General features: G+C 61.5%; 12 protein-coding genes. 8 read left to right on the forward strand and 4 right to left on the reverse strand.

Features of this window, described 5'->3' with window-relative positions; all coding sequences use genetic code 11:
• The first annotated feature begins 173 nt into the window (after positions 1-173).
• The gene (locus CTR2_RS12405) at positions 174-2,087 is read left to right on the forward strand and encodes a potassium transporter Kup (protein WP_176391659.1); all 1,914 of its coding nucleotides are present in this window, start codon (positions 174-176) and stop codon (positions 2,085-2,087) included.
• A 51-nt stretch (positions 2,088-2,138) separates the two neighbouring features.
• Here CTR2_RS12405 and CTR2_RS12410 read toward each other — a convergent pair whose 3' ends face one another.
• Positions 2,139-2,468 carry a carboxymuconolactone decarboxylase family protein gene (locus tag CTR2_RS12410; protein WP_004340750.1) on the reverse strand — a complete coding sequence of 110 codons (330 nt, stop codon included), beginning with the start codon at positions 2,466-2,468 and terminating at the stop codon, positions 2,139-2,141.
• A gap of 126 nt (positions 2,469-2,594) precedes the next feature.
• On the opposite strand from CTR2_RS12410, the gene CTR2_RS12415 reads away from it, so the two are divergent.
• The 3 genes from CTR2_RS12415 to CTR2_RS12425 are packed head-to-tail and all read left to right on the forward strand — an operon-like array spanning position 2,595 to position 7,971.
• On the forward strand, positions 2,595-4,355 hold the full coding sequence (locus CTR2_RS12415) for a VRR-NUC domain-containing protein (protein WP_087083710.1): 1,761 nt from the start codon (positions 2,595-2,597) through the stop codon (positions 4,353-4,355).
• Positions 4,352-6,787: an ATP-dependent DNA helicase gene (locus CTR2_RS12420; protein ID WP_087083708.1), complete on the forward strand. Its 2,436-nt coding sequence runs from the start codon at positions 4,352-4,354 to the stop codon at positions 6,785-6,787. The genes CTR2_RS12415 and CTR2_RS12420 overlap by 4 nt, the downstream gene beginning before the upstream one ends.
• 56 nt (positions 6,788-6,843) lie before the next feature.
• Positions 6,844-7,971: a suppressor of fused domain protein gene (locus CTR2_RS12425; protein ID WP_087083706.1), complete on the forward strand. Its 1,128-nt coding sequence runs from the start codon at positions 6,844-6,846 to the stop codon at positions 7,969-7,971.
• A gap of 81 nt (positions 7,972-8,052) precedes the next feature.
• Here CTR2_RS12425 and tsaA read toward each other — a convergent pair whose 3' ends face one another.
• Both tsaA and CTR2_RS12435 read right to left on the reverse strand, forming a co-directional pair.
• Complete coding sequence (tsaA, locus tag CTR2_RS12430; protein ID WP_087083704.1) at positions 8,053-8,535, reverse strand: tRNA (N6-threonylcarbamoyladenosine(37)-N6)-methyltransferase TrmO; 483 nt, start codon at positions 8,533-8,535, stop codon at positions 8,053-8,055.
• Positions 8,535-8,960, reverse strand: coding sequence for a TOBE domain-containing protein (locus tag CTR2_RS12435; protein WP_087083702.1), 426 nt, complete (start codon positions 8,958-8,960; stop codon positions 8,535-8,537). Before CTR2_RS12435 ends, tsaA begins: the two co-directional genes overlap by 1 nt.
• A 145-nt stretch (positions 8,961-9,105) precedes the next feature.
• On the opposite strand from CTR2_RS12435, the gene CTR2_RS12440 reads away from it, so the two are divergent.
• The 4 genes from CTR2_RS12440 to CTR2_RS12455 all read left to right on the forward strand — a co-directional run bounded on the left by CTR2_RS12440 (position 9,106) and on the right by CTR2_RS12455 (position 10,938).
• The gene (locus CTR2_RS12440) at positions 9,106-9,639 is read left to right on the forward strand and encodes a GNAT family N-acetyltransferase (RefSeq protein WP_087083699.1); all 534 of its coding nucleotides are present in this window, start codon (positions 9,106-9,108) and stop codon (positions 9,637-9,639) included.
• A gap of 170 nt (positions 9,640-9,809) precedes the next feature.
• Complete coding sequence (locus tag CTR2_RS12445; RefSeq protein WP_087083697.1) at positions 9,810-10,091, forward strand: YkvA family protein; 282 nt, start codon at positions 9,810-9,812, stop codon at positions 10,089-10,091.
• An 18-nt stretch (positions 10,092-10,109) separates the two neighbouring features.
• Positions 10,110-10,367: a hypothetical protein gene (locus CTR2_RS12450; protein ID WP_140401043.1), complete on the forward strand. Its 258-nt coding sequence runs from the start codon at positions 10,110-10,112 to the stop codon at positions 10,365-10,367.
• 160 nt (positions 10,368-10,527) lie between these two features.
• Positions 10,528-10,938, forward strand: coding sequence for a hypothetical protein (locus CTR2_RS12455; RefSeq protein WP_087083695.1), 411 nt, complete (start codon positions 10,528-10,530; stop codon positions 10,936-10,938).
• Between the two features lie 182 nt (positions 10,939-11,120).
• On the opposite strand, the gene CTR2_RS12460 is transcribed toward CTR2_RS12455, so the two are convergent.
• On the reverse strand, positions 11,121-12,752 hold the full coding sequence (locus tag CTR2_RS12460) for an ATP-binding cassette domain-containing protein (RefSeq protein WP_176391658.1): 1,632 nt from the start codon (positions 12,750-12,752) through the stop codon (positions 11,121-11,123).
• Positions 12,753-12,872: the final 120 nt, after the last annotated feature.

The following is a 12,872-nucleotide window of genomic DNA, read 5'->3' on the forward strand; positions in this document are numbered from 1 at the left end:
CTAGGAATAAAGGCCTCAAGCCCTTGCATGGATTGTGGCTGCTGCTATCAAGATCGCATAAAGAAAGACAGCTCGGTCCGGCGTCATCCAGGCTTTCCAATTTCCGTCAGCGTGCCATACTGGGCTGCCGGCTCCTAGCGTGAGGCGGTCTCTATCATTGCAAAAGCATGGCTATGTCACAGAGCAAACATGGGCTTCAGGGGGATGGAAAAGCAGGGCAGGGCAGCAGCCAGTCGGCACTGACACTGGCAGCGCTGGGCGTGGTGTTCGGCGATATCGGCACCAGCCCGCTCTATGCGTTCAAGGAGGCTTTTACCGGCGCCCATGGACTGACGGTGGGGCCCGAGAATGTGCTGGCCGCGCTCTCGGCCCTGCTCTGGGCCGTGATCGTCATCGTCGCCATCAAGTATGTGTGGGTGGTGCTCAGCCACGATAACGACGGCGAGGGCGGCGTGCTGGCGCTGACGGCGCTGGCCCATCGCGTGATGGGCGATCAGTCGCGCCGCTCGCGCTTTGTGGTCGCTGCCGGAGTGTTTGCGGCCGCACTGTTCTATGGGGACGCCATCATCACGCCGGCGATTTCCGTGCTCTCCGCCGTGGAGGGCATGAGCATTGCCACGCCGGAGTTCGAGCACTTCATCGTCCCCATCACCATCGGCATTCTGATCGGGCTGTTCTCCATTCAGATGAAGGGCACCAGTGTGGTGGGGAAGCTGTTCGGCCCGGTCACCATTGTCTGGTTCCTCTGCATTGCCTGGGCAGGCGTGGCCAGCATTGTGCAGACGCCCATGGTGCTGCAGGCCGTCAACCCGCTGCATGCGCTGCGTTTCGCCGTGCAACACACGGACAAGGCCTTCTTTCTGCTCTCGGCCGTGTTTTTGGCCATGACAGGTGCCGAAGCTCTTTATGCCGATATGGGTCACTTCGGCAGCCGGGCCGTGCGTCTGGGCTGGTACGGGCTGGTGTTTCCGTCTCTGATGCTCAATTACTTCGGTCAGGGTGCCTTGCTGTTGCGCGATGCGACTGCGGCCAGCAATCCCTTTTTCTTGCTGGCCTCACCGTCCTGGTTGCTGATTTTTGTGGTGCTGGCCACGGCTGCCACGGTGATTGCCTCGCAGGCGACCATCTCCGGAGCCTATTCCATGACGCTGCAGGCCAGCCGTCTGGGGTATTTGCCACGTGTGCGTGTGTTGCATACCTCCGATCAGGAGCAGGGGCAGATCTATATTCCCAGCGTGAACTGGTTGATGCTGCTGGCCGTGATCGCGCTGGTGCTGGCCTTCAAGTCCTCTGGGGCACTGGCGGCGGCCTATGGCATTGCCGTGTCGGGCACCATGCTGATCACCACCATGCTGGTGGGCTTTGTGGTCTATCTGGGGCGTAGCCGATCAAGAGCCGTGACGCTGGCAGCGCTGGCCTGTTTTGCGCTGTTGGAGATAGGCTTTTTTGCCTCCAACCTGACCAAGCTGGAGCAGGGCGGCTGGCTGCCGCTGACTCTGGGCGCCATCATCTTCATCGCGCTGACCACATGGCGCGACGGTACCCAGCTGGTGGCCGAACATCGCCGTCGCCTTGATATTCCCATGAGCGATCTGATGAGCTCGCCCATGAGCGGCGTGCCGGTGGTGTCCGGCACGGCCGTCTATCTGACTTCCGACCCCAAGCTGGTGCCGAATGCGCTGTTCCACAATCTCAAGCATTTCAAGGTCATGCATGAGCAGACGGTATTTCTCCACGTGATCAACGAGAACACGCCCTATGTGCATGATGGCGAGCGCCTGCAGCTAAAGCCCATGTGCAATGGGGTCTGGGCATTGGACATGCATTTCGGCTTTCGCGAGCAGCCCGATATTCCGGCGGCACTCAAGCGGATGACACCGGATGTCGATGGCGAGATACCGAACCTCGACCCCATGACGACCAGCTTTTTCGTCGCCAGGGTACAGGTGGTGGACGGGCCAGGCGGTCTTTCCGCCTGGCGCTGTGCGCTGTTTGGCTGGATGTCGCGCCAGTCGGCCAGCGCAGCTACTTATTACAAGCTGCCTGCGAACCAGGTGGTGGAACTGGGCACGCAGGTCGTGCTTTGAAGGATTGGGATGGCAAGCCAGTGAATCTCTGGCGGCTGTCCTTTGGGTGTCTTACTCGTCCAGGGCATCGAGAGCACGGGCCGAGTAGACCATGGCGGCGCCCGCATTCAAGGCCACGGCCACACCCAGGGCTTCGGCAATTTCTTCCCGGCTGGCACCAGCAGCCTTGGCGGCCTTGGTATGCACGGCGATGCAGCCGTCGCAGCGCGTGGTCACACCTACGGCAATGGCAATCAGCTCTCGCGTCTTGGCATCGAGATGGCCGGTCTTCCTGCCCGCGCCGGACAAGGCCTTGTAGCCCTCCATGGTGCCCGGGCTCAGCTCGGAAAACTCTCCCAGCCTGCCTGCCAATTCCTTGCGGTATTCGTTCCAGTCCAGCATTGCCTGCTCCTTGTTGAATGAAGCATTGATTGTGTGCCACTGCCACCGGGCATTCAAGCCGCAAGCGTTTCGCCCGCTGATCGGCAATCCTGGGTTCGGAGGCGCCTGCAGGGATTTATGGGCTGTATGAAAATACAGGTTTCATTGTCGGCGTCCAGCCGTCTTTTCGCCGAGCATTTTGTGAGCGTCACCGTGACCGCATCCCAGGCCGCCATTCTTCCGCCGCACCGCTTCTACTATCTGCACAACTTCCAGCAGGCGCTGGATTGGCTGGCGCAGCGCTATGGAGATCTGCTCAGCGAGCAGGAGGCTGATTTCATCGCCGGCTTTGCGCGCTTGCCGCAGAACTCCAGGGCGCTGCTGGTACGCATGCTGATGCGGCGCGGACCCTGGTTTCGCGCCAGCAAGCTGACCTACGAGGAGATTCCTGTGACGGGCGACGCCGCAGCACCCTTGCTGGAGCGAGGCTGGCTCAGTGCCACCGAGCCCATGGAGGCGGTCGAACTATTCGGCCTGCACACCAAGCCCGAGCTGCTGCAGATCTTGACTGGCTTTGAGCTGTGCTCTTCTATGCGCAAGGCCGAGATGCTGCAGCGGCTGGCCGAGAGGCAACCCGAGCCTCGGCCGTATGCCGTCTGGCATCCCGAGGCCGTGGATCCTGTCTGGCGCGTCATGGTGGGCGAGCTGGGAGAGCGTCTGAGGCTGATGTTCTTTGGCAACCTCTACCAGGATTGGTCGGAGTTCGTGCTGGCCGACCTCGGTATTTTCCGCTACGAGCCGGTGGCGCTGGATGCTGACTCGCGCGCATTTCAGCGCCGCGAAGATCTGGACTTCTATCTGGAGATGTCGGCACTGCGTCAGGCACTCGACGAAGGTGTGGAGCCCGCACAATTACTGCCTGCGCTCATTGAAAATCATAGCGAAAACCCGTGGCTGGACATGCGCCGGGCCAAGGTTTTGCTGAAGTTTGGCCAAGTTTGCGAAAGGCTGCAGGACTGGCCGCTGGCGGCTCAGGCCTATACGGCCAGCCGCTATGCGGGTGCACGCCACCGTCATATTCGGGTGCTGGAGCGCATGCAGCGCTTTGATGAGGCCCTGGCCCTTGCCAGCCAGGCGCAAGCCGCGCCTGAAAGCGAGGAGGAGCGTCAGCGCGTGGCGCGCATGCTGCCGCGTCTGAGCCGCAGCCTGGGACTGGGGGCCGTGGGGCGCCAGCCAGCTCTGGCACCGGCCGTGGCGGCCCTGCGCAGCGATGTGCAGCTGGACCGACCCGCCCAGCCCATGGCGGTGGAGTACGCGCTGCAAGCCCATTGGCATAGCGCCGATGCGCCGGTGTTCTATGTGGAGAACGCGTTGGTCAACTCGCTATTCGGTCTGCTGTGCTGGCCCGCCATCTTTGCGCCGCTGCCGGGGGCGTTTTTTCATCCCTTCCAGAGTGGGCCGGCCGACATGGGAGCACCGGATTTTGCGTTGCGCCGCCAGCCGCTGTTTGATGCCTGTCTGGCCGAACTGGAGGACGGTCGCTACCGGGCCACGATTCGCCAGCGTTTTGCCGACAAGCAAGGGGTTCAGTCACCATTTGTGTTCTGGGGCTCATTGACGCAAGAGCTGCTGGAGCTGGCGCTGGATTGCATCCCCGCCACTCATCTGAGGACTCTGTTCGCGCGGCTGTTGCTGGACGTGAAGGCCAACCGCACCGGCTTTCCCGATCTGGTGCGCTTCTGGCCCCAGCGGTCCGATGCCGGTTCACGCTACGAGCTGGTGGAAGTCAAAGCGCCGGGTGACAAGCTGCAGGACAACCAGATTCGCTGGCTGGCCTATTGCAAGGAGCAGGGCATTCCCGTGCGCGTCTGTCATGTGCAGTGGCGCGATGAAGGTAGCACGTCATGAAGCCTGCGCTCTGCGTGGCAGTACGCGCGCTGTGCGAGTTCACGGCGCGCGGCGGCGATCTTGATCTGCGCTTCACGCCCGCGCCCAGTGCGCTGGAGGGCATGGAAGGGCATGCCGTGGTGCAGAAACGGCGTGAAAAAGTGGGCGGCTACGAGACGGAGCTAGCGCTCCGAGGCCAGTTCGAAGAGCTTCAGGTTCGCGGCCGGGCCGATGGCTTTGATGCCGTGAAGCAGCAACTCGAAGAGATCAAGACCTACCGGGGTCGCCTCGACGGCGTGCGTCCCAATCACCGGACCTTGCACTGGGCCCAGGCCAGGGTCTACGGGCATTTGCTGTGTCAGGAGCGCGGTCTTGAGCGGCTCAAGCTGGCGCTGGTCTATTTCCAGATCGGCAGCGCAGAGGAGACCGTGCTGGTGGAGGAGTGTTCTGCCGCCGAACTGCAAGCCTTTTTCGAATCGCAATGTGCCCGCTATCTCGACTGGGCACGCAGCGAGGCCGCCCACCGCCGGGCGCGCGATGCGGCCATGGCGCAGCTGCAGTTTCCCATGCCTGCCTTCAGAGCCGGGCAGCGGGAGCTGGCAGTGGCCGTCTACCGCACGGCCCATGCCAGCGAAGGAGGTCGTTGCCTGATGGTCCAGGCTCCGACCGGTATCGGCAAGACTTTGGCCACGATTTTTCCCTTGCTCAAGAGCATGGGAGCCGCCATGGGCAAGGGGGCCACGGATTCAGTTGGTCTGGACAAGCTGTTCTTTCTCACCGCCAAAGGCACTGGCCATGGACTGGCACTGCATGCGCTGGGTCAGCTGCAGCAAGCCTTGCCGGCATCGGCATCGGCAGCGCCACTGCGTATCCTGGATATGCAGGCGCGCGACAAGACCTGCGAGCATCCCGACAAGGCCTGCCATGGAGAGTCCTGTCCGTTGGCGCGCGGTTTCTTTGACCGACTGCCTGCGGCCAGGCAGCAGGCGCTGCAACTGCCGCTATGGGATGCGCCAGCGTTGCGGGCTCTGGCCCTGGAACATGGCATCTGCCCCTATTACCTGTCGCAGGAATTGGCGCGCTGGGCCGATGCAGTGGTGGCCGACTACCACTATTACTACGACAGTGCCGCCATGCTCTATGCGCTGGCCTTGCAGCAGGACTGGCGCGTGGGCGTGCTGGTGGACGAGGCGCACAATCTGCTGGAGCGCGCGCGCAGCATGTACACGGCACCGCTGTCCCAGTTTGATCTGGCGCAGGCCCGCCAGGCAGCGACCGGTGCTGTCAAAAAGGCACTCGATGCACTGCAGCGCCAGTGGCAGGCGCTGAACAAGGCCCAGGATCAGGCCAGTTACCAAAGCTACGAGAGCATTCCTGACGCACTGCTGGGCACCGTGCAGCGGACAGTGGGTGCAATAGCGGACCAGCTGGCTGAGCAGGAGATAACCGGCCATGCGGCCGCAGGGGGGGCGCCCGCGCTTGCCGACCAGGCATTGCTGGATTTTTACTGGGAACTGCTGCACTTTCAGGCGCTGGCCGATCAGTTCGGGCCGCATGCGCTGTTTGATATTCAACTGGCCACGCCGCCGCAGCAGCGTGCGAGCAGAGTGCGTACGCCGGCATCCACGCTGTGTATTCGCAATGTGGTGCCCGGGCCGCATCTGGCGCCACGCCATGAGGCGGCACAGACCACGGTGCTGTTTTCGGGCACGCTGAGTCCGCCAGGGTTCTACCGTGACCTGCTGGGACTGCCTGCCGATACTGCCTGGCTGGATGTCCCGTCGCCGTTTGCGGCCCGGCAGCTGCAGGTACATATCGCACGCCATATATCGACACGCTGGCGAGATCGCGAGGCATCGCTGATCCCCATGGCCGAGTTGATCGCGCAGCAATATGCGCGTCAGCCTGGCAACTATCTGTGTTTTCTCAGCAGCTTTGATTATCTGCAGCAATTGGCCGCCACCCTGGAGCGGTTGCAGCCGCAACTGCCGCTGTGGCTGCAGCAGCGCGGCATGGACGAGGCCGGGCGTGCCGAATTCCTGGCTCGCTTTGTCGAGGGAGGTCAGGGCCTGGGTCTGGCCGTGCTGGGCGGGGCATTTTCCGAAGGCGTGGATCTGCCCGGCAGCCGTCTGATCGGTGCCTTTGTTGCCACGCTGGGTCTGCCACAGCTCAATCCTGTCAACGAAGCCATGCAGCGTGCCATGGATCAGGCCATGGGAGTGGGGCTGGGCTATGACTACACCTATCTTTATCCAGGCTTGCGCAAGGTGGTGCAGGCAGCTGGCCGTGTCATACGCGGCGAGCACGATCGTGGCGTTCTGGTACTGATGGACGACCGCTTCGCGCGCGCCGAGGTGCGCGCACTGTTGCCTGCCTGGTGGCAAATCGAGGGGGCGACCGAGGTTTCTGAACGCATGGTGGCCAGAAACGCTCGCTCACATCTCCGTTTGTAATCCTGCTCGAACGGCTTTCGCCTGCCTTGATACTTGGGGCAAAGGAGAAAAAGGCCATGAATTCCCGCGAAACCTACGACTCTCAAACCCACGCTAACGGGCAAGAGGGCAGCCAGGGATGGGATGCAATCGATGAGGCGCTGCAGACGGTTTATGGCGATCAGCAGCCCGCGCATTTCGGGACGCTGATCAAATTTCGTCTTGGAGGAGATGAGCCGCTGGACGGCGTCAACGTCTATCGCAGCGAGCAGGGCGCGCCGCACTGGCACTATGTCAGCTATGGCTTCAGCGACCTGTATGGCGATCTGGACGACAGTTACGACATCGCTCCAGGCAAGCCCAGTGGCTATGGTTTCGAGTTGAGTTTCAGGCTGATGCGTGACGCCAGCGAGCAGGAGCCACCTAGTTGGCCTGTTAACTTTTTGCAAAATATTGCTCGATATGTGTTTCGCACCGGCAATGTGCTGGCCCCAGGCCACTGGATGACGGCCAACGGCCCGATCAAGGCCGATGCCGACACGCTGCTGACCGAGATGGGCTTTGTGCAGGATCCCGAACTGCCGGCCATTCACACGCCCTACGGCGACCTGATGTTTCTGCAGTTGGTGGGGTTGACCAGTGACGAGTTGCGCGAGGTACGTCGCTGGAATGTGCAGGGAGCGCTGCATTCCCTGCAGAGCTATATGCCGTTGTGGATCACGGATCTGGCCCGACCCAGTCTGCATGACCTGCCCGCTGTGCAGCTCGCCATCGACGCGGGGGCTGCACGAGAAGGCTCCAAGACAGGCGTGCTCTACAACGATGTGCTTGGCTTCAGCCATCGCAAGCGCCTGTTGCGCAGCCCGCAGACCGTGATACGTCTGGGAAGCCTGGGCGTGCGCGACCTCAAGGCCATGCTGCCGGCGCGCCTGCCTCATGGCCGCCCGCTGATTCTGGCAGGCGATGGTTCCACGCTGGAGCTGGTGCCTGCCGGCGACAGTGAAGGCGGGATGCTGGACTGGCATAGCGACCACGAGCTCAAGCTCAGCCTGACCCCGGCTCAGATGCAGGCCTGGAAGCAGGCCGTCAAGGGGCGTGACGGCGAGTACACCGTGCCCGGACTCGATGGTCTGGTCTGGCAGGTCAAGAGCAGTGTGGTGACGGATAGCCAGGGGCGCGTGACCGGCAGGTACGAAGAGCGCTAGGTACCATGCCATGCATCAAGTAGCTGCATGCGCTTTGGAGATAGACGCATCAGCTGCTCCAGCTCGGAAAACAAATAGCTCTTAACGCATGCGCTCGTCGGAGAGCCTGCCCGGCAACTGATCCAGCCCTCTGGCAAACCAGCCTATGCGTTCTGTCTCGCGCACATCCAGCTGCGGCACATAGGGTTTGATGTCGAGCACGGGCGTGCCATCCAGCATGTCGTTACCGCGGAAATGCAGCCAGCATTCGTCCATGCCAAGCAGCTCGACAATGGACAGGCCGATGCGGTTGGGTCTTGCCGGCGCCCTTGTGGCAAAAACGCCATGGCTGCTGGTGTCCATAAAGGGCACGACTTCCAGCTTTTCCGTGGCCTCATGCAGGTGGGTGAGCAGGATCAGGTATTGAAACTCCTGCACATCGCGCAAGCCTGCGGCAAAAGGTGCAAAGATCTCTATCTTTCCCTCATGCTGCTGGGCAGCCACGGTCTGTATGGGCATGCCCACGGCATGCTTGAACGGGCTGTGTACGCGGCCTATGGGTTGCAGAACAATGGATTCGTTCATCAGGGCAGCACCGCCAGCACGACTTGAGAAGCCTTGAACAAGGCCGTAGCCGTCTTGCCCACGGCAAGGCCCAGGTTTTCGGTGCTTTCCTGGGTGACCATGGCCACCACCTGCAGGCCCTGGGCGTCTATGGTCACTTCGGCATTCACTGCTCCGGGCTTGATTCGGGTGATCTTGCCGGTGAGCTGGTTGCGCGCCGAGAAGCGCACGCCTTCGCAATTCGTCACCACCATCACGGACGGCGCCTTGACCATGGCGATCACCGTACTGCCGGCCTTCAGGCCCAGGCTGACGGCGCTGCCATGCGTGATGGTCGCCACCAGCTCCGCATTGTGCTCGGTACGGATCTGGACTTCATCGGTGACGATGCCGTGGCTGATATGGGAGACACTGCCCTTGAACTGGTTGCGTGCGCTGCTTTGCATGAGGGTTTCCTGAAAATGCCGGCGGGAAGGAAGCTGAATCTATTCTTATAGCACCCGGGCCTGTGCAGTTAAATGCTGCGCAGGCCACGACTGCTTGGACCTTGCCCATAATAGCGACTCTGATTTGGGTGCCTGAGGCCAAGAAATGAGTGATCTGAACATCGTGCAATGCACGCACGAACGCCACGCCGCTGCGATTCTGGATATTTTCAACGATGCCATCGTCAACTCCACGGCGCTCTACGACTACCAGCCGCGCACGACACAAAACATGGTCAGCTGGTTCGAGGCCAAGCGTGCAGGCGGCTTCCCCGTCATCGGCATTGAGGATGAGCAAGGCCGGTTGCTGGGCTTTTGCAGCTGGGGAGGTTTTCGCGCCTACCCCGCCTACAAATACACGGTTGAGCATTCGGTCTATGTTCATCCACAGCACCGGGGTCGAGGTTTGGGGCAGCAATTGATGGAGCTGCTGATTGCCGAGGCCAGGCAGCGTGGAGATGTGCATGTGCTCGTCGGTGCCATCGACGCCGCCAACGCGGGCAGCATTGCACTGCACAAGCGGTTGGGCTTCGAGTCCGTGGGCCTGATGCCCCAGGTGGGCTTCAAGTTCGGCCGCTGGCTGGATCTGGCCTTCTACCAGCTCACGCTGCAGACGCCGGAACACCCGATCGACGGTTGATTTGCCGTCAAATCAGGGGCATCAATCTTTTTCGATAAAAGGATTGATGCTTTTGGGGTTTCGGCTCGTGGATACATTCTGTGGCAGACCGGCAATGCCTTGCTCTTGCCATCGTCCGGTTCGACCGCAATTGAAGATTCGGTTTTTTCACTTTTGCCGGAGTGACTGCTATGTGGAAACTGGGTCGTGCGCTGTCACGCTTTCGCAAAGAGCTGCTGCTCGCCTGGGTCGTGCTGCGCGACCCGCGCTCGCCCAAGGCGGCCAAGCTGGTCACCGTGCTGGCGGCGCTCTATATCGTCAGCCCCATAGATTTCGTACCCGACAGCATTCCCGTTCTGGGCTGGCTGGACGATGGCTTGATTGGCTTTTTGCTGCTGCAACTGGCCTTCAGGTTTTTGCCGGCCGAGCTTCTGGCGTCACTGCGCGAACGCGTGGGCACCAAGGCTGGCTAAGTCGCAATCGCTACAACCATGGCGACCAGTGCTGATGCATCAGCGCTGGTCGCTTTTTTACAAGTCTGCCAGACCTTGAATGCCCAGAAATTGAAACGGTACCAAGGGCTTGAGTTCTGCCGTGGCAGAGGTGGAAGATTCATGGCTCTGGCCCGCGCCCAGCTCAAGCTTCTTGACTTTGTCGGTTTTCGGGTTGAAGTCCAATGCCTTGAGATTCGCCCAGAGGACATGGGGCGTGGGCCGATTCGAAAAACACAGCTTGCGCTGGTGATCTGACACCGTGCTCCAGGAGGCGAGATATCGGGCTGCTCGCGCGTGCCGGTGTCGTCGGGCACGAAGACATTGCGGATCGCACGGAATATGCATGATGACTGCTTGGATTCTTCAACACGATTTCAGCCATGGCGATGGCAAGCAACTGGCATACTGAACTCTCATGATCGCAAAGCCCTTGTTCTCCTTTCTGCTGCTGGCGCTGACAGGTCTGGCGGGCTGCAACTCTGGCGAAACCCAAGCACCTCTGAGCAAACAGGCGCAGGCCACGCGTGATGCTGCGCCGGAGCAGGTCTTCAAGGGCGTGCTGGCAGGCCAGCCGGTGTTCCTCCTGGTCCACGACTGCGAGGTCTTTCTTGTGGAGCCCTTGGAAAAGGGCGAAGTCCACTGGGAAAAAGTGCTGACTCCCGAGCCCTACCCGTTCTTCACTTCCTGCCAGCGTCAGTCCATCCGCTACGAGGCAGGCGTGCTCCAGGTCACGCTGGGACGCATGGCCTTTGGTGCGGGCGGTTGCTGTGCCACGGGTGGTGACTATCGATCCACGGACGGAAGAAGCTGGAAAAAGACCTTCTGAACCCCTGAAGTCGAAATCAGGGGGCAAGTAGATGAATGGTCGGGAGCTTGGACACATGGCATGCATAAGTGCCCTGGACACTGCCGAACCGTGGGCAGGATGCACGGCGTTGTACAACCGAGATTCAACCGAGAGCTGGACCTGCCAGCCGGAAATGACCGTGACAGGGGCGGTGGCAGCGATCAGAGCGCTGTCAATGTCCATGTTTCAGCGGCAAAGTCCAGCTGGTGAGTCAACTTCAGTGCACGGAGCAGCATGGCGTCGTGCGAAACGATAATCAGCGTGCCAGCGTATTGGCACAACATGTTCTCCAGCGCCTGCAGAGATGGCAAATCCAGGTGGTTGTCGGGTTCGTCCAGCAGCAGCAATTGCGCCGGTTCGTCACGGTAAAGCGCGCAGGCCATGGCGGCCTTGAGGCGTTCACCACCGCTGAGTTTCCCGCTAGGCTGATCGATATGGCGTGCGTCCAGCCCTAGCTGTGCGAGGCGCATGCGTTGCAGCGACTCGGGCGTGCTCGGACTCGCGGCAAGCAACTGGCTCAGTACCGACGATGCGGGTTGCAGCAGGCTCTGATGCTGGTCGAGCACGGCATGCGTCACATTCAGCTTGCATTCGCCAGCCAGCGGCTGCAGCCGAGCGGCCAGCAGTTGCAGCAGCGTGGATTTGCCGCAGCCGTTTGGCCCGGTGATGGCCATGCGTTGACCGGCGCGCAGCACAAGGCTCAGGGGTGAGTGCCTTGCCACATGAGGCAGTTGCACCTCGTGCAGTTCAGCCACTATGCGATCTCCGAGGGTCGTCAGCCCTTGCGGCAGATGCCAGTGAATGCTCTCAGCCTGCCAGTCCACCTGGCGCTGCAGCGTCAGGGCGGCCTCGCGCACGCCCTGGTTCAGGGCTTCGCGTTTTGCGGCCTGCTGGGTCGCCAGCTTGCCGCCCGAACTCTGGGCGCGCTCCTTGCCTGCGTCCAGCAGAATCTTGGCCTGGTTGCCGTTCTTTCCCAGCTTTTCACCACGTGCCTGCCTGCGACTCTGGCGTTCCTGCTGCGTGCGCAAGGCCTGCTCGGCGCGGCTGCGTTCCAGCTTGAGGCGGGTCAGCTCGTCTTGTGCATTCTGGCTTTTCTGGCGCTGGACTTCTCTATAGAAAGAGTAGTTGCCGCCGTAGATAGTGATTGCGCTGGAGCTCAGTTCCGCCACTGAGTCCATGACTTCCAGCAGGACTCTGTCATGACTGATCAGCAGCAGGCCACTGCGCCATTGGAGCAGTTGCTGTGCCAGGGCAGAGCGGCTGGCAGCGTCCAGATGATTGCTGGGCTCGTCGAGAATCAGAAAGTCGGCCTGGGCCATTTGAGCGCCCAGCAGTGCGACCTGCATGGCTTGACCGCCGCTGAGCTGGCTGGCAGGGGTTTGCGGTGACAGCCGGGGCAGGCCGATCCGCTCGAGCTGCGTCTGAAACTGCTCACGTATATCCCAGCGCTCGGCCAGTAGTTCGAAGTCGCTGGCTTCGCAACTGCCTTGTTCAATACGCTCCAGTGCCTGCAGTGTGCCGCTCAGGCCTGAGAGCGAAGCAAGGCTCAGGTCTGGGCGGGACGCCAGCGGGTTTTGCGGCAGATAGTGAATGCGGCCCGCACGCGTCACGCTGCCGCCACCGGGAGACAACTCTCCAGCCAGGATGCGGGCCAGCACGGTCTTGCCCACGCCATTGCGGCCCACCAGCGCCGAGCGCAGAGAGCCGAAGTTGCCGCAAAGATTGGAAAAGAGTGGCCGCCCATTGGGCAGCGTGTAGGAGACGCCATGCAGCGTCAGGCGAGCTTCTGTCATAGAACCATGCGATGGGTTGATGCCGAACATCCCCGGCTGCGCATAACGGTGGCAGCGATTGGGAGGAGGGGAGGTGGCCGTCAATCAGACGGCGGCATCAATGGCGCATGGGTGAAGAGC

The organism is Comamonas thiooxydans (assembly GCF_002157685.2).
GTDB classification, from domain to species: Bacteria; Pseudomonadota; Gammaproteobacteria; order Burkholderiales; family Burkholderiaceae_C; genus Comamonas; species Comamonas testosteroni_H.

What these genes read in the sequence shown, in the direction of transcription:
- CTR2_RS12455 (WP_087083695.1), top strand. Translation starts at nt 10,528, where the DNA reads ATGATCGCAAAGCCCTTGTTCTCCTTTCTGCTGCTGGCGCTGACAGGT.
- CTR2_RS12445 (WP_087083697.1), top strand. Translation starts at nt 9,810, where the DNA reads ATGTGGAAACTGGGTCGTGCGCTGTCACGCTTTCGCAAAGAGCTGCTG.
- CTR2_RS12460 (WP_176391658.1), bottom strand. Translation starts at nt 12,752, where the DNA reads ATGACAGAAGCTCGCCTGACGCTGCATGGCGTCTCCTACACGCTGCCC.
- tsaA (WP_087083704.1), bottom strand. Translation starts at nt 8,535, where the DNA reads ATGAACGAATCCATTGTTCTGCAACCCATAGGCCGCGTACACAGCCCG.
- CTR2_RS12440 (WP_087083699.1), top strand. Translation starts at nt 9,106, where the DNA reads ATGAGTGATCTGAACATCGTGCAATGCACGCACGAACGCCACGCCGCT.
- CTR2_RS12420 (WP_087083708.1), top strand. Translation starts at nt 4,352, where the DNA reads ATGAAGCCTGCGCTCTGCGTGGCAGTACGCGCGCTGTGCGAGTTCACG.
- CTR2_RS12405 (WP_176391659.1), top strand. Translation starts at nt 174, where the DNA reads ATGTCACAGAGCAAACATGGGCTTCAGGGGGATGGAAAAGCAGGGCAG.
- CTR2_RS12425 (WP_087083706.1), top strand. Translation starts at nt 6,844, where the DNA reads ATGAATTCCCGCGAAACCTACGACTCTCAAACCCACGCTAACGGGCAA.
- CTR2_RS12415 (WP_087083710.1), top strand. Translation starts at nt 2,595, where the DNA reads ATGAAAATACAGGTTTCATTGTCGGCGTCCAGCCGTCTTTTCGCCGAG.
- CTR2_RS12410 (WP_004340750.1), bottom strand. Translation starts at nt 2,468, where the DNA reads ATGCTGGACTGGAACGAATACCGCAAGGAATTGGCAGGCAGGCTGGGA.
- CTR2_RS12450 (WP_140401043.1), top strand. Translation starts at nt 10,110, where the DNA reads ATGGCGACCAGTGCTGATGCATCAGCGCTGGTCGCTTTTTTACAAGTC.
- CTR2_RS12435 (WP_087083702.1), bottom strand. Translation starts at nt 8,960, where the DNA reads ATGCAAAGCAGCGCACGCAACCAGTTCAAGGGCAGTGTCTCCCATATC.